This window comes from Pantoea sp. CFCC18177 (assembly GCF_059412425.1).
Genome location: NZ_JBNBPL010000002.1, coordinates 163859 through 188062, shown reverse-complemented (window position 1 = coordinate 188062; position 24204 = coordinate 163859). Strand labels below are relative to the sequence as shown.

Sequence of the window (24204 nt, the reverse complement as noted above, 5' to 3'; positions counted from 1 at the left end):
CAAGGGCGAGCGGCGCTGCGCCGTTCGCCTTATAACCTCATCAACTGGCGAAACGCCTTCACCTTGCTACGACTCACTGGCACCTGCGCATCCAAATCACGCAACTTCACCAGATAAGTGTTGTTAAACCACGGCTCGATCTCGCGAATTTTGCTGAGGTTGACGCAATACGAGCGATGGCAGCGGAAAAACAGCTGCTCCGGCAAGCGACTGCAAAACTCGCTGATCGCCATCGACATCACATAGGCTTCGCGGCGGGTATAAACAAACGTCAGCTTTTCATGGGCCTCAACGTAATAGATATCGTTGATATCGGTGACGATGATGCGCTCATCTTTCACCAGATTGACGGTCAACGGCGCACTCTGGGCTGATTGGGCCTGCGCGTGCTGCTGCTGCGCGGTGGCTTCGAGTTTGTTCAGCATGGTGATGATGCGCGACTCCTGGTAGGGCTTGAGAATGTAGTCAAACGCATCCAGTTCAAAGGCATCCACCGCATGCTCTTTCCAGGCAGTGATAAACACGATCAACGGCTTGTGAGCAAACTGATTAATGTTTTGCGCCAGCAGCATGCCGTCCAGAGACGGAATATTGATATCGAGGAAAATCACATCCACACGGTGGTTTTGCAGGTATTTCAACACCTCCAGACCATCATCAAAGCAGGCTTCGATAGCGATCTGACTGTGTTGCTGAATCATCCAGCTCAACTCTTGTTGAGCAAGGAATTCGTCTTCGACGATGATGGCTTTCACGCGTTGTGTTCCGAAATAAGGCTTAATGGCGCAGCCAGGCGCTGACCATTTTTACTCAGCGTAAAGGAGATCTCGGTGCCGGGTTGATGACGAATGATAGTTAGCCCCTGACCCGAAAGCAGTTTGACCCGATGATGGACATTCAGCAGACCAATTTTATTGCCGGGCATCTCATCGCGCGCCACGCGAGCAATAACCTCTTCACTGATACCGGCACCGGTATCACGCACCGCCACGCGGACATTATCGCCCAAATCTTTCACGCTCAATGTCACCACACCCTTGCCGCGACACGGTTGGATCCCGTGCACAATGGCATTTTCCACCAGTGGCTGAATCAGCAGGCTTGGCAGAGAAAAGTGCAGGTCTTCATCGATGTCGTAAATCATCGAGAGCTTGTCGCCAAAGCGTGCCTGTTCAATGGCAATGTAATCCTTCACCTGCCACAACTCTTTTTTAATATCGATGGGCTCGTCATCGTTGAGTTCCAGGTTGTAGCGCAGATAACGCGACAGATTAATCACCAACTGACGCGCCGTATCGGGATTGAGGCGAATGGACGCCGAAATCGCGTTGAGCGCATTAAACAGGAAGTGCGGGTTGATCTTACTTTGCAGCGCGCGCAGTTCCGCTTTGTTGGCCATTTCGCGCAACTGCTCCGCGCGCGATACTTCTAACTGAGTGGAGATGATTTGTGACAGGCCAATCGCCATCTCTTTTAGCGAACCGGTGATGCGGTGCGCCCGGCGATAATAGATTTTTAGTGTGCCTGTCACTTCCCCTTTTTCCCAAAGGGGAATAACCAGCATCGAGTGAATATCTTTGGTGCGGTGCGCCTCATCATTATTCTTGATAATGATTTTGCCGCTGGCGATGGACTGCGCGGTGGTGGGGCTGATGCCATCATCCCCATTCTGGTAGTTATGCTCGCCGTAACCGACGTAAGCCAGAATTTGTTTGGTATTGGTGATGGCGACCGCGTCAGCATGAATATCGCTGCGGATGATATCGCACACCTGGCGTAATGACTGACTATTCACCTGGCGAAACAGCGGCAGGGTTTTGTTGGCAATCTCCAGCGCTAACTTGGCCTGACGCGCAGCAATCGCCTCCTTTTCACCCTCTACGCTCTGCACCAGCAGCACAATCAGGCCGATGCTGGATGCGCCAAGGATCATCGGCAGCGCAATCTCTGAGACAATCGAAAAGCCCAGAGACATCGGTCTGGCCCACAGCACAATCAGCAGCATGGTGAGGGTTTCGCACAGCATGCCGCCTAAGATACCGGCGCGCCAACGCTGCTCTTTACCCACCCGACGATTGATCACGCCTGACGCGATCCCGGCAATAATGCTGGTGATTAAACAGGGCACGGCGGTGACGCCGTCCATATCAATCAAGTAACGATGCACACCCGCGATGACACCGGTGGCAATGCCGACCCAGGGGCCAAACAGAATCCCACCTGACATCACTGCAATCACGCGTACGTTCAGCAACGAGCCATCCACGTTGATACCTGACCAGGTACTAAACAGCGCAAACAGCGAGAAAATCGCCGTCACCACCACTTTCTCTTTTATCGAATGCTCATCTTTCTGCAATAGCTGACGAAACACGCGCGTGCGCGTGAGGAAGAAAAGGCAGATCAGCATCAATGCAGCGCGGTCAAACACCGCCAACAGCATGTCGAAGTGGGAAGGCAAGGGCATCTCTCAGACTGAGCTTGGATGGGGCTATGATAAAAAATGTGATCAAGATCTGCCAGCGCAAAGGCACCCGACAAACGCTTCTGATGGTGTAGATCAATTTTTAACGAGAATTGACAGCCGGCCATGATGATTAAACAGCAACTCCTATGCTTAAGGTCCAGAAAAGCCGCGTCCGAAGAACGAAGCGTCCGCGCCATGGACGGCGCGGCCGATCTGCTGGGATGCGTGCTTCCTTTGCGATCGGACGCGGCTTTTCTGGATTGCGCACGGACCCGCAGCAAGAACATCAGGAAAAAGAGGAAAACTTGAGTAACAAAAAGAGGATTAATAAATCCGTGCGCTGAGCGCTGGTTGTCTATTGTCCGGTTTGCTATGTTGCCCTGAGTAAATTCGCGGAGCGCAGCAATGCAACTTCTCACCCCTCGTTTATCTCTGACTCGCTTACAACCCGAAGACTGGCAAATCTTTAAAGCCGTGCATGAAGACCCCGCGACCATGACATGGGTCAGCGAAATTCCTGATGAAAATGACATTCGCCAGCGTTTTAATGACCGGCTCGCGCCCTGGCAGGCCAGCAGTTTCCACATGCTCTGCCTGGTGGCGCGCCTGCGTGACACCAATGAACCTATTGGCCTGTTTGGATGCAGTGCCGAATGGCAGCCCTATCGCCAGGCCGAAGTGGGTTACATGCTCTGCCATCGCTTTACCGGAAACGGTTATGGCAGTGAAGCCCTGCAAGCGCTCTGTGACTTCTTGATGGAGGCAGAATTTCATAAGCTCAAAGCGCTGGTTATCGAGGGGAATTGGCCATCGCGGCGCATTCTGGAAAAGAATGGTTTCGAGCTAGAGGGTACGCTACGGGATAATTACCTGTTAAACGACCAATGGGTGAACGATTGGGTGTTCGGTCGCCTGAATCCAGAAAATTAAAAAAATATTCTGTTGCTCTCGACAATTCTGTTATCAGCGCGTTATGTTCTTCTTCGGTCACCGCAGTGACCAGCGTCGCTCGGACGGTCCGGGCGCTAACGTAATCCAGAGGACATCATGGCTGATAACAGCACACCCCGTCGTTTCTCGCGTATTGAACGCCTTCCCCCATATGTATTTAACATCACCGCTGAGTTGAAGATGGCTGCGCGTCGGCGCGGCGAAGACATCATCGATTTCTCGATGGGGAACCCCGATGGCGCTACGCCGCCGCATATCGTGGAAAAACTCTGCCAGGTGGCGCAACGCGAAGACACGCACGGCTATTCAACCTCTAAAGGCATTCCGCGTCTGCGTCGCGCCATCTCGCGCTGGTACGCAGACCGCTATCAAGTAGACATCGACCCGGAATCGGAAGCGATTGTCACCATCGGTTCAAAAGAAGGGCTGGCACATCTCATGCTGGCAACTCTCGATCACGGTGATACCGTGCTGGTGCCAAACCCCAGCTACCCGATTCACATCTACGGCGCGGTGATTGCTGGGGCGCAGGTACGTTCAGTGCCGCTGGTGGCAGGCGTCGACTTCTTCAACGAATTAGAGCGCGCCATCCGCGAAAGCTATCCAAAACCGAAGATGATGATCCTCGGCTTCCCATCGAACCCGACGTCACAATGCGTTGAGCTGGACTTCTTCGAGCGCGTGATTGCGCTGGCGAAACAGTACAACGTGCTGGTGATTCACGATCTTGCTTACGCAGACATCACCTACGATGGCTGGAAAGCACCGTCGATAATGCAGGTGCCCGGCGCACGTGATGTCGCGGTGGAATTCTTCACCCTGTCAAAAAGCTACAACATGGCAGGCTGGCGTATCGGCTTTATGGTCGGCAACAAAGAGCTGGTCTCTGCGCTGGCCCGCATCAAAAGCTATCACGACTACGGCACCTTCACGCCATTGCAGGTCGCGGCCATTGCCGCACTGGAAGGGGATCAACAATGCGTGCGCGATATTGCGGAACAGTACAAACGCCGTCGTGATGTCTTAGTAAAAGGCTTGCATGAGGCGGGCTGGATGGTCGATCTGCCTAAAGCGTCGATGTACGTCTGGGCAAAAATCCCCGATCACTACGCGCATCTCGGTTCACTGGAGTTCGCCAAACTGCTGATGCAGGAAGCCAAGGTGTGCGTCTCGCCGGGCATTGGTTTCGGTGACTACGGTGATACCCATGTCCGATTTGCACTGATTGAAAACAGCGATCGTATCCGTCAGGCGGTGCGCGGCATCAAATCGATGTTCCGTGCCGACGGCATTTTGCCGGGAACGGTGAAAGCGCTGGATGAAGAAGAGTAAAAACTAAGAGGGGCGACACTGGTCGCCCCGCCTGGCATGATTTATTTGAGCATCAGCACGAAGGTGCCAACCCAGATCAACAGGAAGAAAGAAACTCCCATTAAAGCGTATCTCACAAAACAACTCCTCTGAGCGGTTACCATGCTGGTGATCCCACGCCAGCGTAACCCGAACAGAATAAGAGAAAGGTGAAGTTCATAACCGCTGCACGCTTTCTTCTCAGGTGGTTCCAAGCGAACTCAGAACAGGATCGAGCGCTAATTTACGCGCAATCGATCCGAAAATAAATAGGCCACTTCTGAGAGATTGCTCACATTTTCAGCGGGCTTCAATTTCTGGAATGGCGGACATGCCCACACGCAATTGCGCCAGATCCGGCTGGTTGGCATCCAGCACAATTTTTACCGGTAAACGCTGTACCACCTTGGTGTAATTACCAGTGGCATTGTCGGGTGAAATCGCGGAAAAAGTCGCCCCCGTGGCCGGTGCAATGCTGTCAACATGGCCGGTAAAGCGCTTGCCTGGCAACGCATCAACCTTCACCACCGCTTTCTGTCCTGGCTGCACATCGGCTAACTGCGTCTCAAGATAATTGGCCGTAATGTACGTCTGTTGCAACGGCACCACCGCCAGCAAACGGGTGCCCGCGCTGACGTACGCGCCCAGTCGCACCGACCGCTGTCCTACCATGCCATCCACGGGCGCGACGATGCGCGTATAGGAAAGATTCAGCTTAGCCTGGTCAACACTGGCTTGGGCGGCGGTCACATCGGCTTCCGCCTGACGCACGGCCGCCTGCAATACGCCCACCTGCTTGATGGCGGCGGCTAAAGCGGCTTCACTCTGGCGCACAGCTGCCGAGGCGGAACGCTGGGTCGAGCTGGCTTTTTGCTGTTCATCGGCGGCAATGGTGCCGCTTTTATACAGCTGATTGTAACGTGCTGCGCTTTGTCCGGCGTACTGAGACGATGCCTGGCTGGCGGCTAAGGTGGCTTTCGCCTCGTCAATGGTGGACTGCTGTTGCTCCAGTTGCGCCTGGCTGCTCAGCCGCTTGGCCTCACTCACTTGCAGATTTGCCTGCGCGGTTTCCAGCGCCACGCGGTAGTCACGATCGTCCAGCGTGGCCAGCAACTCGCCCGCTTTCACTTGCTGGTTATCCAGCACATTCACGCTGGCGACATAGCCGGACACTTTCGGAGCCACCAGGGTGTAATCGGCATTTACATAGGCATCATCCGTACGGTGATCGTTACCGGTCATTGATGACCAGACAAAAAAGGCCATTGCCAGCAACACGATTAATAAGGCGCTCAGCAGCACCGTTCTTTTCAAAGCAGAAGCTTGCATATCAATTATCTCGACGTCGTCGTAACAGGTTGAATCAGGGTTTGTGGTGGCCAGACGCGCTTTGGCAGCCAGGCGGTGAGCAATAACAGCAGCGCAGCGAAAGCGATCAGCATCTGATAACAGTCACTCAGGCTCAGCACCATCGCCTGGTGTTTCAGCAACGTGGCGAAACCGCTGAGGTTTTCAGCGCTGCTGGCACTGCCATCTGGCAATAAAGGAAAACTACTGCTCGATTGAGCACTGGTGGGGGCGGTCATCAGCCAGTCGCGGCTGGCGGCATTCCCTACCAATATGTTGGAGTGAAACTGCTCGCGATGGCTGATAAACCATGTCACCAGCGTACTGGCGGCAATGCTGGAGAAACCGCGTACCGTATTAAACATCGCTGAGGCGAAAGGCCCTTCCGGTGGGGCCACCACGCTGGTGGCGCTCATCAATACCGGCAAAATCACCATCGGCTGACCGAAAGCCTGCAGGATTTGAATCAGCCAGAAGTTCTGGCGTGCCCAGTCAGTGGTGATGTGCATCCCCATCAGGCATGACATCACCAGTAACGTGACGCCCGCCGTCAGCATCCAGCGGCAATCGATCCACCTTATGTTGAGCAGCGCGGCAACCAGCGGGGCGATCAACAGTTGTGGCAGGCCGATGGTTAACGCCAGCGGCGCGAATTGCAGCGTGCGGAAGCCTTCAACCTGAGCGAGATAGGCGGAGGGCAGGGCTGAGCCTGACAGCGATAAAATCAACACTCCCGCCAGAGCCAGTAATCCGTGCGTCAAATTATGCCGACGCAGCATCTGCAATTTGAACAAGGGTAACGGGTGAAACCATTCATTAATAAAGAACACAGTCAGCAATGCGAGTGCGCTGAATAATAGCGCGACGAACAAGGGGGAACTGAGCCAGTCAAGGCGCTCGCCTTGGGTTAAAGCCAGTATCAGCAGCGCCATGCCCGAGCAGCCGGTCAGCATGCCGAACAGATCGATCTGCCTGAAGCGCTCGAAGCGCAGTGGATCCTGTGGCAACCCCCAGCCAATCAACAGCATGGCAATCAGCATCGCGGGGACCACCTGCCAGAAAACAAACATCCAGCCGACTTCATCGGTCCAGAAAGCGGCCAGCGTGGCGGCGAGGTTGGGGCCAAAGGTCGCGGTCAAGGCATAGGCACCCAAGCCATACAGCTTAATGGGAGGCGGTAAAAAACGCAGTGCGACGGTCATCAGCAGCGGTGGCAGTGCACCACCGAACAGGCCCTGAATCACACGCAGTGCGATGAATAGCGTCGAGCCAGGCATTAAAGGCAGCAGTAATCCGCTCAGCATAAATCCGGTGCATACGGCCAGGGCGAAGCGTCGCAGTGAAAACGTCACGGCAAACCAGGGTGCGATCATCATGGCGGCCACTTCCGCGGCTTGGTAGGCGGAGATGATCCAGCTGCCTTGATCGTAGCTAATGCCGATCGCAGCTCGGATATCCGCCAGCGCGATATCGGTCACGCGGTCGTTTAATCCGGAAGTGAGCGCAGCTATCAGCACGCCAACCAACCCTAACGCCAGGCGCAAGGTAAACGGATGGGGAGCCGGAGCCGCAACAGGCTGGGCGTTCATAACAGGCTTCTCTTGTTTTTATTGATGCAGTGTATTGCGATGTGATACATGTCGCATCTTACATCTCGGTATGATGTATTGCAATGTGATACAGGGTGTAAAAGTGCGGTCATTCGCGCTAAAGTAGGGCAGGCCAAAAAGGAACGGACAATGGTTGAAATTCCCTCTAGCCGTGAGGATGAAAAAGCGGGTGGCATTCAGGTCATCGCGCGTGCGGCAAAAATTCTGAATGCGCTGGGTGAACATCCCGGCGGCATGAGTCTGGGTGAAATTGCGCAGGTGGTTGATCTCCCTCGCTCCACGGTGCAGCGCATCATCGCCGCGTTGGATAGCGCCCAACTGGTGCGTAGCAGCGGCGCGGGCGGTTTGCGTCTGGGGCCGGCGCTGCTCAAATTGATCTCCAGCGTGCACAGCGACGTAGTTGAAATCGTGCGCCCGTTCCTGGAACAACTTTCAGCAGAAATCAACGAGACCGTCTCACTGGCGCGCGCCAGCGGCACACAGCTGGCGATCGTGCATTATGTGGTGGCCTCACGTGAATTGCGTGTGGTGCCGCGTATTGGGCTGAATCTTCCGCTTTACAGCACCTCTGGCGGTCGCGCATTGCTGGCGCTGGAGAGTGATGACGATGTGCGGGTGATGGTCGGTGAAGCTTATAAAGAGCTGACCGAAATGACGGTGAAAACCCTGCCGCAACTGCTGGAGTTGATTGCAGAAGTGCGCATCAGCGGTCTGGCCATCGATCGCGGCGAAACGCTGGAAGGTATTTCCACCATGGCAGTGGCGATCGACACCTTGTTCGGGCGCTTTTCTATCTCGTTGCTGGTGCCAACCGCTCGTTTTCATAAACAGGAAGCGCGCTATCGTGAGGAAATCTTGAAGTGCAAAGAGGCGATAATTCGCGAAATTGGCAAAATGACCGCTGTGGAAGGATAACCAACTGATGAAAACGTTGCTGATGGCCATTGATAACTCACCGGTGGCAGAAAAAGTGATTGCGCTGACTATTGAACAGGCGTTAGCGCAACAGGCGCAGGTGACGGTGCTGTGTTGCGTCGATCCGGCCTATTCATCCTGCAATCAGCCCATCGAAATTGATGCCGGAGAGGATCCCGACGATTTCGTGGCCGCAAAAGATGAACAAAACACCGCAGAAATGGTGGTACGTCACGCGCTGGCTCCACTATTGCGTGCGGGTGTAGCAGCGAAAGGCTTGATTATGGCCGGTGAAGCGGCGGAAACCATTGTGGCCCAGTCCAATGTGCTAAAGGCCAGCATGATTATTATTGGCCGCCGCCATCTTTCGCCTTTTAACCGTCTGCTGAAAGGTTCGGTTAGCGCAGCCGTTATTGAGCGCGCCAACTGTCCGGTATTGATTGACGTTCGCAAGGATTAATCACGCTCCATGCTCTCGCTTTTCCCCATTACGCTGGTGGCCTTTGTGCTGCTGGCAATCATCATCATTGTGTTGGTTCGCACCACATCGCTGCGTTTATGGCAGGGAGTGATTCTCTTTCTGCTGCCGTTAGTGCTGGCCAACTTACTGTGGTTTAGCTGGCTGCATCCTCGTCAAGAGCGGCAGGCGCTGGCTCAGGAAGTCTCGACACAACTCAGTCTGGCTCCGGGCTATCGTTTGCTGAAAACCCAGGAACCGGCACTATGGCAATTGCTTAACCGAGAACTGCTCCACAAGCGGATGGAAGGCGTTCCCGCCGACCAGGCGCTGGGTGAACTACGGGGCTGGCTGATGGATTTAGTCAACCAGCGTATGGCGCGTGCCGATGATGCTACGTTGGTCAATTATTTGCGCGTCTCAGTAGAAGAAATGCAGGCATTGCAGCAGCCTGAACCACAGCGCTGTTTCCGTTTTCTTTACCCACAGGTCAATGGCGGGATTAACCTGCAACAAGCCTTGTCACCGGAACTCTACCAGCGGGACGCACAGGCACTCGATAAGCTGTTGCTAAAGAGCACAGGCAACGATCAACCCTTGGATCAGGCCCTGGCGCAGCGGGATTTGCAAAGCATCGTTGAAAAACTCTACGGGAAGTGGGGCGATAAACTGCAACAGCTCAACATGCCAGCAGACACCGCCGTCGATCGCAGCGCGATGTGTGCCATGTCGATTGATCTCTACAGCGGCATTCTCGCATTGCCTGCCAAACAAGCCGCCAATCTTTTACGTAAGATGGTCAGCCTAACCGGTTAGCGTTAGCGGGCAAAAAAAAGCCCGCTCAGCGCGGGCACAAAGGTCACTATTGGTTTTCTTTTCTGGGTATCACCTGGTGTGGTGCAGACTTTGTTACGTCTGTAGGCATCTTCTCATTGCCTATGAGTGAAGGAAAACCGTTTGGTTTTATCAATTTAATTGGTGAAAACTTTGTTTTTTGAAAATTTTCGCGCCTGATTCCTATAGATGCGCGCGATGCTGCCTTTTAAACTGCGGCATCTAATGAGGACATCCTAATGAAAAAAATATTTATTAGCGCGATGGCGCTCTTTATGCTGGCCGGTTGTAGCGTCAGCAAACCCGGTGGATTTGAACGTGTTGATGAAGATGCCAGCTCAAATACTGTTCAGTACCGCTATGATCCGCAAAAGCTAAATAAAGATGCGATGGAACTCGATCTGGCTAATTACTGTAACCAGCGCGGTTTCGATAAAGTGGAATCATTGCCTGCGCAGGAAAGCCATTTACCAGGATTAAAGAAAGCCTGGTACCAATGTAATTATGCGGTAAAAAGCTAAAAGAAAGGGCGGGATAAATTCCCGCCCTTTTTATTTTTTTATTATTTGCTGTGTGTGCTTTGCCCAATTACCAGTGGCGACCATGGTAGCCACGGTCATGATGCCAGCCGCCATTACCCCAGCCGGGACCGTGTCTGTAACCGTCATGGACGATACAGCCACTCAACATGGTCATAATGGCCGCAACCGAAGCAATTTTAATAAACGTTTTCATGGAGAGTCCTCCTCTTTTTCAATGAAGCCAGATTACTGGGAAAAAGTGGAGTGAAGATGCAGGGAATGTAGAGTTATTTCTGGATCTATTACCAGATATGTCAATTTAAAGCTAAAAACGTCTGGGCGGGGAATAAACCAATCAGATAAAGCTGAATACATAAAGATAATAGCGCGAATAATCTGAAATGCAATACTAAATAACAGCTGTTCTCAATAACGCTTTATTTGTGCAGGAAAGAGGGAGAAAGAGGATGCCGCACAGGCTGCGGCATCCCGGAAAATTAATTATGCAGCAAAGGTTCGCTGACGTTTTGACGATTTGGCAGACGGATACTGAGCGACAATACCAGCGAAATCACCAGCAGCGTCATAATCAGGCTGAAGGTGACGGTAAAGCCGCCGAACACCGAAGCCACCAGAGAACCCATTACGCTGCCGATACCAAAGCCAAGGTAAATCAGACCGTAGTTTTTGGTCAGGTTATTGAGACCGAAGAAATCACTGACCAGCGACGGGAACACGGTGATGGTGCCGCCAAAGCTAAAGGCGACACAAGCCAGCGACAGGAAGAAGGTGGTTTCATTCATACGCGTGAACAGCAGGATGCTCATGCCGACCAGCGAAACCATCTGTGCCAGAGAAATCACGCGAATACGTGCCATTTTATCGGACAGTACGCCAAGAATCAGACGACCGCTAAGGTTAGCAATGGCAATCACCGTGACCGCATTGGCTGCCGTTTGTGTGGTCAGATGCACCATACCTTCGCCGATATCTTTCGCTACGCCGATAACGTAAAGGCCGCTCATACACGCGGTGAGGAACATCAGCGCCAGCATCCAGTACTGCGGCAAACGTACTGATTGCGCCAGGGTGTAATCTTTTGCCTGCAACTGCGCATTACCGCTGGTTTGCTGCACTGGTGCATCACGCATCATCAAGGCACCGATGATAATCATGCTCATGGCCAGCACACCCCAAATCATAAAGGTGTTTTCAAGGCCGTAGGTACTCAACAACGCACCACAAATGAATTTAAAGCCGAGGCTGCCTAATCCATAGGCACCAATCGAAAAGGCGGAGATCAGCCCTTTACGCTCTGGGAACCACTTTACGCAGTTAGACAGGGTTAACAGGTAACCGGCACCATCAGCCAGACCGACCAGAATGCCTGCGCTGAGATACAGCATCATCAGGTTATCGGCATGGGCGGTGAGCCAGAAGCCGACGGCCATTAAGATCCCGGCGCCGATGGTGACGTTGCGAACGCCGAATCGTTCCTGCAGTTTGCCCGCCAGTGACGAGGCGATCGCCAGTCCCAGACTTAACAAACCAAACGAGAAAGCGACCTGGCTGATTGGTGCATCCAACTTATGCGCCAGTTGGCCGTTGAACAGGCTCCAGGTGTAGACCGAACCCAGGGCAAACTGGGTGATGATGGTGCCAATTAGGGTAAACATACGAGTACGCTGGTGTTGCGCGGTTAGGGCTGTTTTCATTTTTATCTCTCCCCTCAGGGAATACGGAATCTGCAGCGATAATAAGCGCCTTACGCGCGTGCGGGGCAGGTGAGGGCGTGAATGGACTGGAGGGCGGAATGAAATGCAGTGAAACGGGTATGAATGGCATTGGCAACGAATAAACGAAGCGTCAGTGTCAATCAACAACAGGTGATTGCTGTTAGTGAGTATTTGTAATGAGTTGTATCAATTGCGCCCTATCGCCTGCAAATTCGCCAGCTTTTGCCAGGCTTAAAACTCACTAAACAGGAGGAAATATGACAGACCGAGCATATGAATCCGCGTCAAGCGAGGATGAAGTTTGCTGCATCATCGGTCAGGCGGTGATCGAGTTAAGCGATGAGCATCAGCCTGTGACTAAATCCACGCTGTCGCTTAAACTACTGGCTATGGCCGATCGCGACAGAGATGATGAACGCGTTCTGCTTTACTGGATTGCCAGAAAAGCCATCAATAAACCTCACCAGCTCAATATCGGCGTGCAGGGCTGGCGTTAGAGGAAAAAAGAGCGGGCGCAATGCCCGCTCTCGCTTTATCAGGCCAGGCGCAATTTGCGCGCCTTCGGCCAGCGTACGAACATCACCATGTTCCCTGCCAGAATCATCACCAGTCCAACAATCGCATTGTCATGCCACTGATATCCTTCATAGACGGTGGACAGCGTGAGCGCCACCAACGGGAATAGCAGGGTGCTGTAAGCGGCCTGACTGGCACCAATACGGCCTACTAACGTGAAATAGGCGCCAAAACCCAACACAGAACCAAAGATGGCCAGATAACTCATTGAGCCAAGCCATTGCAGATTTAGCGCAGGGGCCAGTGAATCACCGTTCAGCAGTGCCAGAACCGCCATCATAATCGCGCCATACAGCATGGCGTAGCTGTTGGTGGTCAGCACGTCGCGTTGACGACGCTGGTGGCGGGTGGAGATCATATTACCCAGCGAGAAGCCCAATGTGCCCAAGGCACTGAGTCCGACGCCCCACAGCAGCTGTGGCGCGGGATGTGCAGCCTGAATATCATTCCAGAACAGCGCGACGATTCCTCCTAGCCCCAATACTGCCGCAGGCAACAGGCGAAACGGTGGGCGCTGGCGGAAGAAAATCCAACTATTGAGGGCGTTATACAGCACCGCCATGGAGAAAATCACTGATTCCAGTCCGCTGCTGATCCACGCCGCCGCATGATAAAAACAGACGAAATTGAAGCCGAACACACAGCAGCCTTGCAGCACGCAAAACAGGTGGTCTTGTTTGTCCAGTGGTCGTAGGCGTTTTAACAGTTTCAGGATTACCAGCATCAGTACAGATGCCAGTAAGAAACGCCAAAACACCGCCACCAACACCGGGGTATTGGCGGCATCTTGTTGTAGAAAAATCGCGATCCAGGTGGTGCCCCAAATAAGCACTACTGCAAGGTAAAGCATTATGTTCATCAGATACTCTCCAGCAAAATCATGGCTGCAGTGTGCTGATTTCAACGCAGAGACGCTTGCAGGGCTTTGCGGGATAATTGCAAAATCTTGCGCATTTTTTCCATCATGTCCCATGCTGGTCTGTCTTCTGTCCGAAGAGATACGTAAACTGTGCCTAATTGAACTGCGAGTAGACACCTTCCATGCCTGATTACCAGACCTTCGACATGCTGCAGCGCCACAAAGCGCAACTGCGCGATAGCGTGCAGCTGTCGAGTGGCATCAAGTTGGCGGCGTGGTTTAACAGTGGCGATCGCGTGACCAATCTCAGCGATCACCATACGCTCAGCCTGTATACCGCAGATGGCTATGACACCTGGCATAAAACGCCCCACGGCTGGCGCAACGGTGGCGGCCCGGATCGCTTTTGCCTGATGCCTTCTGGTGTGGAATCCACCTGGGACCTGCGGTCAGATTTGTCGTTCGTGCATCTCTATTGTACCGATGCGCATTTGCGCCATCTGGGCGAGCAGATTTGGGATCGCAGTCCCGCTCAGCTCAATCTGCACGAAAAAATCTTTGCCGATGACGATCGCATCACGCAGCTTTATCGCCATTTCCTGCTGAGCGTGGACTGGCAGCAACCGGCTAACCAGTTAATGTTGAGCAGTGCCTCAACTTTGCTGATGACGCATCTTTTACAGCGTTACAGTGAAGTGCAATGGCAGGCACCTCAAGTCCGAGGCGGCCTTGCCCCAGCGGTGCTGCGTCGTGTGCTGGCGTATATTGATGCCCAGCTGGATCAGCCATTAACCCTGGCGCAATTAGCCGCCGAAGCTGCCTTAAGCGAATACCATTTTGCACGCATGTTCCGCAGCAGCGTAGGTGAAGCACCGCATCAATATGTGATGCGCCGCCGCATGGATACCGCACTGCAACTGTTGAAGTTCAGCTCCCTGCCGTTAACCGAGATCGCACTGCGCTGTGGTTTCCACTCCTCCAGCCACTTCAGCAACCGCTTCCGCCAGCAGCATGGCGTCACGCCTTCGGTGTGGCGTCAAAGCGCGCATCAGATTTAATTTCGCTGTAATTCACTGAAACAGCCGAAATTACACTGCGAGAAACGTCTCAGATTCATTCACGCACATGCTTAATGCGGTGATTTCTCCATCGCTTGAGATACAATACAAACCATCAAGATGTTGTTTTTATTGTTATAATTACGTGTTCAACTTATGAGGTTTTGCAAAATGGCAGTTTTGACGGTGCGGAGTGACACCCTGCTAAACAGAGGGGCATTTCTGTCTGAGCAGAACAGGTTCCATTATCCAGGGGACAATGACGGAGGAAACATGTTCGAATCGCGCGTTGTAAAACTTGAATCTGATGTCAAATACATTCGACGTGATGTGGATGAGTTAAAGGCTGATGTAAAATCCATTGATAGAAATATGGTCACCGTACTTGAAAAACTGGACAGCATCAAAGAGTCACTCGCTAAAAAGCCTTCAACAGATACAGTCGATAAGAAGATCTCTGAAGCTAAGCTCTCGATTTTACTGGGTGTTCCAGCCTTAATCGCTGTTGGCAGTGCAGCCTACAAGTTGATAACGCATTTTTACTTCGTATGAAGACCCGGAATTATTTGTGGTTAATTGATCCCTTCGCCAGTTATCGAACATCTTTGCGAGTAAATCTGACTCTTCAATCCGTTTGATTGTGAGGAGGAGGATGGCGTCACGCCCTCGGTGTGGCGTCAAAGCGCGCATCAGATTTGATTTCGCTGTAATTGACTGAAACAGCCCAAATTCTCTCTGCGAGAAACGTCTCATATCTCCTCTCTGACACCGACATTGTAATGAATTTGCGCTAGAACGCTGTACAATGAAAATGATTAACACATTGTTATTCATCATTAAATTACATGTTCAACTTATATGAGGTAGTAAAATGGAAATGCGCGTGTCGAAGTTGGAAGCTGATGTGCTTGAGATGAAATCGGATATTAAAACGATGAAAACCGATATTAATACGTTGAAGACTGATACGGAAACGATGAAAAACGATATTAATACATTGAAAAGCGATACGGAAATCCTGAAAACCGATATGGCATCGGTGAAAACTGATATCGCAGTGATCAAATCCAACTACGTCACCAAAGGCGATCTGCATCAGGAGATAGCCAAAATTCATGTCGAGATCACTAAACAAACCAAATGGATCGTGGCAGGTATGTTGAGCACCGCAGGACTGAGCCTGGCGTTTGCACGCTGGTTGTTTTGAAGGGGGAATGCGGCTAATGGTGTCCCCTGCAGGAATCGAACCTGCAACTAGCCCTTAGGAGGGGCTCGTTATATCCATTTAACTAAGGAGACGCGGCGCGCAGTATAGCGTACCGACCCGCAAAATTTAACCGTGAAAAGCTTGATTGCTCAATCTATCAACAATCTAGTACCAAACTTCACTTCGACTGACCTTGCGCTTTCTCTTTCCGTTTCTGCTCAGCCTTGGCTTTGGCCTTTGCCGCTTCGCTCATATCGTTGCGAATCTGGGCATGGCTGATTAAGGCAAAAATGAGCGTACCGCCGGTTATATTGCCCAGCAACGTCGGCAGGGCAAATGGCCAGAAGAACTCATACCAAGGCAGTGTGCCGGCAAATACCAGATACAGTACTTCCACCGATCCGACCACGATATGAGCCAAATCACCCAATGCGACCAGCCACGTCATCATCACGATAACCACGATTTTCGCCGCGCCCGCATAAGGGAACATCCAGACCATGGTGGCGATGATCCAGCCGGATATCACCGCATTGGCGAACATCTCGCGCGGTGGATTTGCCATCACTTTTTCGCTTATAGAGGTAAAAGCCTGGCGTGTGGCATCGTCAAAGATGGGCATATGATTAAACGCCAGTGCGCCGAGTGCTGTACCGATCAGGTTTCCCGCCAACACCACACCCCACAGGCGTAAAAGCAGCAACATATTGCCACCGGTGGGTTTGTGCATCACGGGCAACACGGCTGTGACCGTGTTTTCAGTGAACAGCTGCTGACGCGCCATAATCACGATAACAAAGCCAAAGGTGTAACCCAGATTCTCGAGTAAAAAACCGCCCGGCACCTCAGCTAAATGTACGTGGAAAATCCCTTTCGCCATCAGTGAGGCACTCATGGAAAGCCCAGCGGCAACAGCAGACCAAAGCAATGCCATACCGTCGCGCTCTAACTCTTTCTCACCGTCCTGACGGATCTCTTCATGAATAGCGGCTGCCCGTGAAGGCAAGGCATCTTCGTCTACCTCAATCTCTTTGCCTTGCTCCTTTTCTTCGCTTTCCACATCGTTGTCATGTTCTGTAATGGATGGCGATTGCTTCATGTTTTCCCCCAGTGATAATGCCAGCGCGTAATAAGCGTAGACGTTTTTATCAAGGGCGAAATGTTACTAAGATTCAATTTAAGAGTAACAAGATTTTAACTGAGGCGTTTTTTTGAGCAGTTTATTGATCTGATGCGCACGAATACCCCCTTTGAGGGAAGTGAGAGCCAACTCACAGACTTCGGCCCACAGATTCATTGTGGTATTATCCCCGCCTTGTTCATTGCTGCGATTCCCTCTTTCATGCTCGAAGTCATTAATCTCTCATGCGTTCGCGATGAGCGAACCTTGTTTCATGGACTCAGCTTCCATGTGCAACCGGGTGACATTGTGCAAATTGAAGGTCCTAACGGGGCGGGAAAAACCTCACTGTTACGCTTACTGGCGGGTTTGAGCCGGGCAGAAGAGGGGGAAGTGATGTGGCAATCGCAGCCGACGCGTCAGCAACGCGAAATATGGCACCAAAACCTGCTTTATCTTGGCCATCATCCGGGCGTGAAATCAGTACTCTCGCCAATGGAAAACCTGCAGTTCTGGCATGGCCATCACGATGAGGAACGCCTCTATGACGCGCTGGAGCAGGTCAACCTGTTGGGTTACGAAGAGGTGCCCGTGGCACAACTGTCGGCCGGACAGCAGCGACGCGTTGCACTGGCGCGCCTGTGGCTGAGCACGGCAAAAGTCTGGATTCTGGATGAGCCGCTGACGGCGATTGATAAAGGCGGCGTGGAAAAATTAATGGCCCGCTTCGCCGAACATGCCGATAACGGAGGCGCGGTCATTTTGACCACCCATCAGGATTTACCCGGTGACAGCGACCGCGTGCGTAAAATTCGTCTGACTTCGGAGTGGGCTTGATGTTAGGTCGGGTCATTCAACGAGAATTAAAAATTGCTTTTCGCAGCGGTGCAGAAGTGATCAACCCGCTGTGGTTTTTCCTGATTGTTATCACGCTGTTTCCTTTGGGTGTCGGTCCGGATCCGCAGCAGTTGGCTCGCATTGCACCCGGCATCGCGTGGGTTGCTGCGTTATTGGCGTCTTTGCTGGCGCTGGAACGGCTGTTTCGTGATGACTTTCTGGATGGTTCGCTTGAGCAACTACTTTTGCTGCCCACTCCGCTGCCGGTCACCGTGCTGGGCAAAGTGATTGCGCACTGGTTAATTACCGGCTTGCCGTTGATCTTATTATCGCCGCTGGCGGCGTTACTGCTGTCGCTGGATTTCTCCGGCTGGCGTGCGATGGCGCTGACACTGTTGCTCGGCACACCCACCCTAAGTTTCCTGGGCGCGATTGGTACAGGGTTAACGGTGGGGCTGCGACGCGGCGGTGTGCTACTGAGTTTGCTGGTATTGCCGTTGTCGATACCGGTACTGATTTTTGCCAGCGCGGCGATTGATGCCGCGGGCCAAGGGCTGCCGATCGGAGGTTATCTGGCGATTCTTGGCGCCATGCTGGCAGTGAGCGCAACACTTTCGCCGTTCGCAACTGCTGCGGCTTTGCGTATTAGTCTGCACTGATTCGTGCTGCCCTAGAGCAGCCGGATACCGAATTCTTTTATTGTGAGCTATGCAAATGTGGAAATGGTTACACCAGTGGGCGAAGCCTGAACGGCTTTACCAACTATGCGGTCGCTTGATTCCGTGGTTCGCCGTATTGGGCGTGGCAACGCTGCTACTCGGTTGGGTGTGGGGCTTCGGCTTTGCACCGGCGGATTATCAGCAGGGCAACAGCTTCCGTATTATGTACATTCATGTGCCCGCAGCGATGTGGTCAATGGGGGTCTATGCCTCAATGGCGATTGCCGCCTTCATTGGCCTGGTCTGGCAGATGAAGATGGCGGATTTGGTCTCGGCGGCGATGGCACCCATTGGTGCGGTGTTCACTTTCATCGCCCTGATCACCGGCTCTGCGTGGGGCAAACCGATGTGGGGCACCTGGTGGATCTGGGATGCGCGCCTGACCTCTGAACTGGTGCTGCTGTTCATCTATATGGGTGTCATTGCGCTCTATCACTCGTTTGAAGACCGCCGTACGGCGGGTCGCGCCGCGGGTATCCTGATTCTGGTGGGCGTGGTCAATCTGCCGATTATCCATTTCTCGGTGCAGTGGTGGAACACGCTCCATCAGGGATCTTCAGGTATTCTGCAGCAGGCCATCGCGCCAAGTATGCGCACACCGCTGCGCTGGGCGATCCTCGGTTATCTGCTGGTGTTTGGTGCCCTAACGCTAATGCGTCTGCGTAACCTGATCCTGTTTACCGAGCGTCATCGTCCCTGGGCGATTGATGTGGCTCAGGGAGGGCGCAAAGCATGACCCCAGCTTTCTCGTCGTGGAGCGACTTCTTTGCCATGGGCGGTTATGCCTTTTATGTCTGGCTCGCCGTGATCCTCACATTGATTCCCTTATTCGGTCTGGTGCTGCACACCGTGCTGTTCCGTCGCCGCTTGCTGGCGGAGATTCGCCAGCGTCAATCCAGGGAGCGCCGCATCCGCGCGGCGAAGTCGAAAAAAGCTGCCAGTGAAGCAGCAGGAGAATCTGTGTGAATATCCGTCGTCGTAACCGCCTGTATGTGGTGGTGGCGATTTTGGTGGGCTTAGGTCTTGCCACATCGCTGGTGATGTACGCGCTGCGTTCCAACATCGATCTGTTCTACACCCCAAGTGAAATTCTGTATGGCAAGGGCGAAGCGCATCAAATGCCTGAAACCGGACAGCGTCTGCGCGTGGGCGGTATGGTGATGCCGGGCAGCGTAAAACGCGATCCTAAAACACTCGCCGTCTCCTTCAAGTTGTATGACGCCAACGGCGTGATCAGCGTCAGCTACGAAGGCATTTTGCCGGACCTGTTCCGGGAAGGGCAGGGCGTGGTCGCTCAGGGCGTGCTGGAAGATGGCCACCTGGTGGTGGCAAAAGAAGTCCTCGCCAAGCATGACGAGAAATACACGCCGCCAGAAATTGAAGATGCGATGAAGCAAAATCACAAAGGGCCTGCCGCCACTTATCAGAAGGCAGGTGCGCAATCATGATTCCGGAAATTGGTAGCTTTTTACTCTGCCTGGCACTGGCATTATCGCTGCTGTTAAGTATCTACCCGTTGTGGGGAGCAACCCGCCAGGATGCACGTTTGATGGCGCTGGCACGTCCGTTGGCCTGGGGCATGTTCGTCTGCATCGCGGCGGCGTTCCTGGTGTTGGTACATGCGTTTATCGTCAACGACTTCACCGTCGGCTATGTCGCTACGAACTCCAACACCTTGTTGCCGGTTTACTATCGCATCGCAGCAACCTGGGGCGCGCACGAAGGTTCTCTGCTGTTGTGGCTGCTGCTGCTGAGTACCTGGACAGTGGCCGTGGCGATCTTCAGCCGGGGTATGCCGCAGGATGCACTGGCGCGCGTGTTGTCGGTGATGGGGATGATCAATCTCGGCTTCCTGCTGTTTATCACCCTGACGTCAAACCCGTTTACCCGCACCTTGCCGAACTTCCCGATTGATGGCAACGACCTCAATCCGATGCTGCAGGATATCGGCCTGATTTTCCATCCGCCGTTACTCTATATGGGGTATGTCGGTTTCTCCGTAGCCTTTGCTTTCGCCATCGCCTCACTGATGGCGGGACGTCTGGATACGGCCTGGGCGCGCTGGTCACGTCCGTGGACCACCGCCGCATGGGTATTCCTGACGATTGGCATCGTGCTGGGTTCTGCCTGGGCGTATTACGAACTCGGCTGGGGCGGCTGGTGGTTCTGGGATCCGGTAGAGAATGCCTCCTTTATGCCATGGCTGGCCGGAACCGCACTGATGCACTCGCTGGCGGTCACTGAAAAACGCGGCAGCTTTAAGTCCTGGACAGTGCTGCTGGCGATCACGGCATTCTCCCTGAGCCTGCTCGGCACTTTCCTGGTGCGTTCTGGCGTGCTGGTCTCCGTGCACTCATTCGCCTCCGATCCGGCGCGCGGGATGTTTATCCTCGCCTTCCTGGTGATTGTGATTGGCAGTTCACTGCTGCTCTACGCGATTAAAGGCGGCAAGGTTCGCAGCCGTGTGCAGAGCGAAGTCTGGTCGCGCGAATCTTTCCTGCTGGGCAATAACGTCTTGCTGATTGCTGCCATGCTGGTGGTGCTGCTGGGTACGCTGCTGCCGCTGGTGCACAAGCAGTTGGGACTGGGCAGTATTTCAGTGGGGGAACCCTTCTTTAACACCATGTTCACCTGGCTGATGGCACCGTTCGCGCTAATGCTGGGCATCGGGCCGTTGGTGCGCTGGCGTCGTGATGAGCCACAGAAATTGTGGAAGCGTCTTGGCGTGGGCTTACTGGTGACGTTGATCCTGTCGATCGCACTGCCGTGGCTGCTGCAGGATCGCATTGAAGCGATGACGGTGATCGGCCTGTTGATGGCGATTTGGGTGATTCTGCTGACGTTGATGGAATTGCATGAACGCGCTACCCATCGTCATAGTTTCTTTAAAGGCCTGCGTCATCTGACGCGCAGCCACTGGGGCATGGTGCTGGGCCATCTTGGCGTGGCGGTGACTGTCGTCGGGATTGCCTTCAGCACGCAGTACAGCGTAGAACGCGACGTGCGCATGAAGTCAGGTGATACCGTGGATATCCATAATTATCACTTCATTTTCCGCGATGTACACAATCTGCAGGGGCCAAACTACAGTGGCGGTGTGGCGATTATCGACGTCACGCGTGACGGTAAACCCGAAGCGGTGCTGCATGCAGAAAAACGCTTCTATACCGCGGCCCGCACCATGATGACCGAAGCGGCTATCAGCGGTGGCTTCACGCGTGATCTTTACGCCGCGTTAGGCGAAGAGCTGGATGATGGTTCATGGGCGGTACGTATTTACTACAAACCGTTCGTGCGCTGGATCTGGTTCGGTGGCGTCTTTATGGCAGTGGGTGGCGTACTCTGTCTGCTTGATCCGCGCTACCGTTCGCGCAAAAAAGCGCAGCGGGAGGAGTTGGCATGAGTAAGAAAATCCTTTTCATCCCGCTAGTGCTGTTTTTGCTGCTGGCAGCGGCGTTGTTGTGGCAGTTGTCACGCAACGCCAACGGTGACGATCCTACCCGTCTGGAATCGGCCTTGATTGGCAAACCGGTGCCAGTGTTCAAGCTGGAAGCGCTCGACAAACCGGGAAAAATTTACGACCAACAGGTGCTGACCGACGGTAAACCGATTCTGCTGAACGTCTGGGCCACCTGGTGCCCAACCTGTCGTGCAGAGCATCAGTACCTTAATACGCTGGCAGAGAAAGGCATTCGCGTTGTGGGCCTTAACTATAAAGATGACCGGACCAAAGCGGTGACCTGGCTGAACACGTTGGGCAATCCTTACGCGCTGAGCTTGTATGATGGTGATGGCATGCTGGGTCTGGACCTGGGCGTGTATGGCGCACCGGAAACCTTCCTGATCGATGGCCATGGCATTATTCGTTATCGCCATGCGGGGGATATGAATGACCGCGTGTGGAATGAAGAAGTGAAGCCGCTATGGGACAAATACAGTAAGGGGGCGGGAGCATGAAGCGTCTGCTTCTTTTGTTAGCGGGCATTTTGCTTAGCACCAGCCTGTGGGCGGCTATCGATACATACCAATTCGATTCGGTGCAGCAGGAAGAGCAATACCGCGATCTCACCGGTTCTTTGCGCTGCCCTAAATGCCAGAACAACAGCATTGCGGATTCCAATGCAATGATTGCCGCCGATATGCGTCTCAAAGTCTATGAACTGATGAAGCAGGGCCAGAGTCGCCAGCAGATCATCGATTACATGGTGGCGCGCTACGGTAACTTCGTCACTTATGAACCGCCGGTCACACCCTCCACACTGATTTTGTGGGCGGGGCCTGCGCTGTTTGTCGTGCTGGGGGCGCTGATCATTATTCTGCGTAATCGTCGTGGTCGGACGCGAAGCGATCTTGATGACGATGAACAACAACGCCTTGCGGCGATTCTAAAGCGTGACGGGAAGCCGTAATGACTGGATTTTGGATTACCCTGATTATTTTGCTGGTGGCGGCATCGGTGCTGTTTGTCAGCGCAGGCTGGCGCCAGCGTGTGGCCAGCAGTGGCGATCGCGATCGCCTGAACACGGATTTCTATCAGCAGCGCCTGCGCGAACTTGAGCGTGATGAAGAGGAAGGCGTGGTGGCCGAGCGACCAGAGATGGTGCGCGAGCTGCAACAAACTCTGCTGACCGATGTGCCTGACGCTCACGCAGCGCGTATTCATCACAGTAGTCGCTGGGTATTGCTACCCGGTGTGGTGGTGTTGCTGGTGGTCTCGGTCGGTTTTTACCTGAAAACCGGTGGTTTGGGCCAGTTGGCGGGATGGGTCACAGTGCAACAGGAGTATCCTGAACTGCGTGCCCGTGTCATGGACCCGAAAGCTGCACCGCTGACCATGGAAGAGTTGGCGCGTTTACAATTAGGTCTGCGTACCTCGTTGCAGAACGATCCACAAAATCTCAATGACTGGACGATGTTGGGTCGATTGGGCATGGTGCTGAACAACGCCACCAATGCCAGCCAGGCGTTCCAGCGTGCGCTGCAACTGGCTCCCGACAATCTGGAGTTACAGCAGGATTATGCGGAAGTGTTAACCCGTTCCAGCGACCCGCAAGACAATCGCCAGGCGAACGTGATGCTGAAAGACCTGTTAAAACGCGATCACAGCAATATTCGTACGCTGAGTTTGTTGGCATTTAATGCTTTTGAACAGCAGCAGTACGATCAGGCCATCGGTGCGTGGCAGGTGATGCTGAAGCTGTTACCTGCGGGCGATAAGCGCATTACTATGATCGAGCGCAGCATTGAACAAGCGAAAACGGACGCGGGGCAGCAAAATAGTCATCTGGCATTGACGGTGAATTTAACCCCGCAGGCAGAAAAAATGTTACCGCAAGGCGGAGTGATGTATATTTCTGTGTCTGACGGTGTTTCACCGGTGCCTGTGGCAGTGAAGCGTTTACCGCTGAGCCACTTCCCGTTATCGCTCACGCTGGATGACAGTAACGCCATGATGCCAGATCGCCTGCTTTCGGCGCAGCATCAGGTGCAGGTCAGGGTGCGTATTTCGCGCGATGGTAGTGCCAATCCTCAGTCGGGTGACTGGTTTGGTCTCAGCGCGATCACCCCCTGGGATGGTCATCAGCAACTGGCTGTGGAAATTAATCAACAGCAGCCCTGAAGCGATACATTTTTCAACCG

At 53.4% G+C, this 24204-nt stretch carries 28 protein-coding genes and 1 tRNA gene; 19 read left to right on the top strand and 10 right to left on the bottom strand.

Annotated elements, in window-relative coordinates:
- Positions 1–29 precede the first annotated feature (29 nt).
- Both ACPUC8_RS02960 and ACPUC8_RS02955 read right to left on the bottom strand, forming a co-directional pair.
- Positions 30–755 carry a LytR/AlgR family response regulator transcription factor gene (locus ACPUC8_RS02960; RefSeq protein ID WP_039327375.1) on the bottom strand — a complete coding sequence of 242 codons (726 nt, stop codon included), beginning with the start codon at positions 753–755 and terminating at the stop codon, positions 30–32.
- On the bottom strand, positions 752–2443 hold the full coding sequence (locus ACPUC8_RS02955) for a sensor histidine kinase (RefSeq protein WP_039327372.1): 1692 nt from the start codon (positions 2441–2443) through the stop codon (positions 752–754). Before ACPUC8_RS02955 ends, ACPUC8_RS02960 begins: the two co-directional genes overlap by 4 nt.
- A gap of 429 nt (positions 2444–2872) precedes the next feature.
- On the opposite strand from ACPUC8_RS02955, the gene ACPUC8_RS02950 reads away from it, so the two are divergent.
- Positions 2873–3397 carry a GNAT family N-acetyltransferase gene (locus ACPUC8_RS02950; RefSeq protein WP_494925555.1) on the top strand — a complete coding sequence of 175 codons (525 nt, stop codon included), beginning with the start codon at positions 2873–2875 and terminating at the stop codon, positions 3395–3397.
- A gap of 117 nt (positions 3398–3514) precedes the next feature.
- Positions 3515–4750: an alanine transaminase gene (alaC, locus tag ACPUC8_RS02945; protein ID WP_039327361.1), complete on the top strand. Its 1236-nt coding sequence runs from the start codon at positions 3515–3517 to the stop codon at positions 4748–4750.
- A gap of 41 nt (positions 4751–4791) precedes the next feature.
- Here the strand turns inward: alaC and ypdK are convergent, their stop codons facing one another.
- The 3 genes from ypdK to ACPUC8_RS02930 form a co-directional block, all read right to left on the bottom strand.
- Entirely contained in the window at positions 4792–4866 is a 75-nt protein-coding gene (gene ypdK, locus ACPUC8_RS02940; RefSeq protein ID WP_100701370.1) for a membrane protein YpdK, read from the bottom strand.
- 202 nt (positions 4867–5068) lie between these two features.
- Positions 5069–6097, bottom strand: a complete 1029-nt coding sequence (locus tag ACPUC8_RS02935; protein WP_039327358.1) for an HlyD family secretion protein — start codon at positions 6095–6097, stop codon at positions 5069–5071.
- A 5-nt stretch (positions 6098–6102) separates the two neighbouring features.
- Entirely contained in the window at positions 6103–7704 is a 1602-nt protein-coding gene (locus ACPUC8_RS02930) for an MFS transporter (protein WP_039327355.1), read from the bottom strand.
- Between the two features lie 150 nt (positions 7705–7854).
- Here ACPUC8_RS02930 and ACPUC8_RS02925 point away from each other — a divergent pair, with 150 nt between their 5' ends.
- The 4 genes from ACPUC8_RS02925 (at position 7855) to ACPUC8_RS02910 (ending at position 10452) form a co-directional block, all read left to right on the top strand.
- Positions 7855–8640 (top strand): IclR family transcriptional regulator, encoded by a 786-nt coding sequence (locus ACPUC8_RS02925; protein WP_039327351.1) that lies wholly within the window; start codon positions 7855–7857, stop codon positions 8638–8640.
- A gap of 7 nt (positions 8641–8647) precedes the next feature.
- Positions 8648–9100: a universal stress protein gene (locus ACPUC8_RS02920; protein WP_058969475.1), complete on the top strand. Its 453-nt coding sequence runs from the start codon at positions 8648–8650 to the stop codon at positions 9098–9100.
- Positions 9101–9109: 9 nt separating this feature from the next.
- The gene (locus ACPUC8_RS02915; RefSeq protein ID WP_494925554.1) at positions 9110–9913 is read left to right on the top strand and encodes a hypothetical protein; all 804 of its coding nucleotides are present in this window, start codon (positions 9110–9112) and stop codon (positions 9911–9913) included.
- Between the two features lie 257 nt (positions 9914–10170).
- Positions 10171–10452, top strand: coding sequence for a hypothetical protein (locus ACPUC8_RS02910; RefSeq protein ID WP_494925553.1), 282 nt, complete (start codon positions 10171–10173; stop codon positions 10450–10452).
- Positions 10453–10519: 67 nt separating this feature from the next.
- Here the strand turns inward: ACPUC8_RS02910 and ACPUC8_RS02905 are convergent, their stop codons facing one another.
- Together ACPUC8_RS02905 and ACPUC8_RS02900 are read right to left on the bottom strand one after the other, a co-directional pair.
- Positions 10520–10666, bottom strand: a complete 147-nt coding sequence (locus ACPUC8_RS02905) for a hypothetical protein (RefSeq protein ID WP_197063290.1) — start codon at positions 10664–10666, stop codon at positions 10520–10522.
- A 283-nt stretch (positions 10667–10949) separates the two neighbouring features.
- Positions 10950–12167: an L-lactate MFS transporter gene (locus tag ACPUC8_RS02900; RefSeq protein ID WP_039327340.1), complete on the bottom strand. Its 1218-nt coding sequence runs from the start codon at positions 12165–12167 to the stop codon at positions 10950–10952.
- A 278-nt stretch (positions 12168–12445) separates the two neighbouring features.
- Between ACPUC8_RS02900 and ACPUC8_RS02895 the strand changes: the two genes are divergently transcribed.
- A complete protein-coding gene (locus ACPUC8_RS02895) occupies positions 12446–12685 on the top strand; it encodes a hypothetical protein (RefSeq protein WP_039327337.1) in 240 nt (79 codons plus the stop codon).
- 38 nt (positions 12686–12723) lie between these two features.
- On the opposite strand, the gene ACPUC8_RS02890 is transcribed toward ACPUC8_RS02895, so the two are convergent.
- Entirely contained in the window at positions 12724–13623 is a 900-nt protein-coding gene (locus tag ACPUC8_RS02890; protein WP_039327414.1) for a DMT family transporter, read from the bottom strand.
- 182 nt (positions 13624–13805) lie between these two features.
- Here ACPUC8_RS02890 and ACPUC8_RS02885 point away from each other — a divergent pair, with 182 nt between their 5' ends.
- The 3 genes from ACPUC8_RS02885 (at position 13806) to ACPUC8_RS02875 (ending at position 15888) form a co-directional block, all read left to right on the top strand.
- A complete protein-coding gene (locus tag ACPUC8_RS02885; protein ID WP_039327334.1) occupies positions 13806–14681 on the top strand; it encodes an AraC family transcriptional regulator in 876 nt (291 codons plus the stop codon).
- A 273-nt stretch (positions 14682–14954) separates the two neighbouring features.
- Positions 14955–15233 carry a hypothetical protein gene (locus ACPUC8_RS02880; protein ID WP_039327412.1) on the top strand — a complete coding sequence of 93 codons (279 nt, stop codon included), beginning with the start codon at positions 14955–14957 and terminating at the stop codon, positions 15231–15233.
- Between the two features lie 331 nt (positions 15234–15564).
- Positions 15565–15888 (top strand): CCDC90 family protein, encoded by a 324-nt coding sequence (locus tag ACPUC8_RS02875; RefSeq protein ID WP_231568819.1) that lies wholly within the window; start codon positions 15565–15567, stop codon positions 15886–15888.
- A gap of 17 nt (positions 15889–15905) precedes the next feature.
- Here the strand turns inward: ACPUC8_RS02875 and ACPUC8_RS02870 are convergent.
- A tRNA-Arg gene (locus ACPUC8_RS02870) sits at positions 15906–15980 on the bottom strand.
- 86 nt (positions 15981–16066) lie between these two features.
- A complete protein-coding gene (locus ACPUC8_RS02865; RefSeq protein WP_039335138.1) occupies positions 16067–16987 on the bottom strand; it encodes a formate/nitrite transporter family protein in 921 nt (306 codons plus the stop codon).
- 243 nt (positions 16988–17230) lie between these two features.
- On the opposite strand from ACPUC8_RS02865, the gene ccmA reads away from it, so the two are divergent.
- Genes ccmA through ccmI form a run of 9 tightly spaced genes read left to right on the top strand, consistent with a single transcriptional unit; the run spans position 17231 to position 24184 of the window.
- Complete coding sequence (gene ccmA, locus ACPUC8_RS02860) at positions 17231–17845, top strand: cytochrome c biogenesis heme-transporting ATPase CcmA (protein ID WP_039335168.1); 615 nt, start codon at positions 17231–17233, stop codon at positions 17843–17845.
- Positions 17845–18504, top strand: a complete 660-nt coding sequence (ccmB, locus tag ACPUC8_RS02855; protein WP_039335140.1) for a heme exporter protein CcmB — start codon at positions 17845–17847, stop codon at positions 18502–18504. The genes ccmA and ccmB overlap by 1 nt, the downstream gene beginning before the upstream one ends.
- Positions 18505–18559: 55 nt before the next feature.
- Positions 18560–19300 (top strand): heme ABC transporter permease, encoded by a 741-nt coding sequence (locus ACPUC8_RS02850; RefSeq protein ID WP_039335170.1) that lies wholly within the window; start codon positions 18560–18562, stop codon positions 19298–19300.
- Complete coding sequence (ccmD, locus tag ACPUC8_RS02845) at positions 19297–19530, top strand: heme exporter protein CcmD (protein WP_039335142.1); 234 nt, start codon at positions 19297–19299, stop codon at positions 19528–19530. The genes ACPUC8_RS02850 and ccmD overlap by 4 nt, the downstream gene beginning before the upstream one ends.
- Positions 19527–20012 carry a cytochrome c maturation protein CcmE gene (gene ccmE, locus ACPUC8_RS02840; protein WP_283226494.1) on the top strand — a complete coding sequence of 162 codons (486 nt, stop codon included), beginning with the start codon at positions 19527–19529 and terminating at the stop codon, positions 20010–20012. Before ccmD ends, ccmE begins: the two co-directional genes overlap by 4 nt.
- Positions 20009–21967: a heme lyase CcmF/NrfE family subunit gene (locus ACPUC8_RS02835; RefSeq protein WP_494925552.1), complete on the top strand. Its 1959-nt coding sequence runs from the start codon at positions 20009–20011 to the stop codon at positions 21965–21967. Before ccmE ends, ACPUC8_RS02835 begins: the two co-directional genes overlap by 4 nt.
- On the top strand, positions 21964–22521 hold the full coding sequence (locus ACPUC8_RS02830) for a DsbE family thiol:disulfide interchange protein (protein ID WP_038645648.1): 558 nt from the start codon (positions 21964–21966) through the stop codon (positions 22519–22521). Before ACPUC8_RS02835 ends, ACPUC8_RS02830 begins: the two co-directional genes overlap by 4 nt.
- Positions 22518–22973, top strand: a complete 456-nt coding sequence (locus ACPUC8_RS02825) for a cytochrome c-type biogenesis protein (RefSeq protein WP_039335149.1) — start codon at positions 22518–22520, stop codon at positions 22971–22973. Before ACPUC8_RS02830 ends, ACPUC8_RS02825 begins: the two co-directional genes overlap by 4 nt.
- A complete protein-coding gene (gene ccmI / locus ACPUC8_RS02820) occupies positions 22973–24184 on the top strand; it encodes a c-type cytochrome biogenesis protein CcmI (protein ID WP_494925551.1) in 1212 nt (403 codons plus the stop codon). Before ACPUC8_RS02825 ends, ccmI begins: the two co-directional genes overlap by 1 nt.
- Positions 24185–24204: the final 20 nt, after the last annotated feature.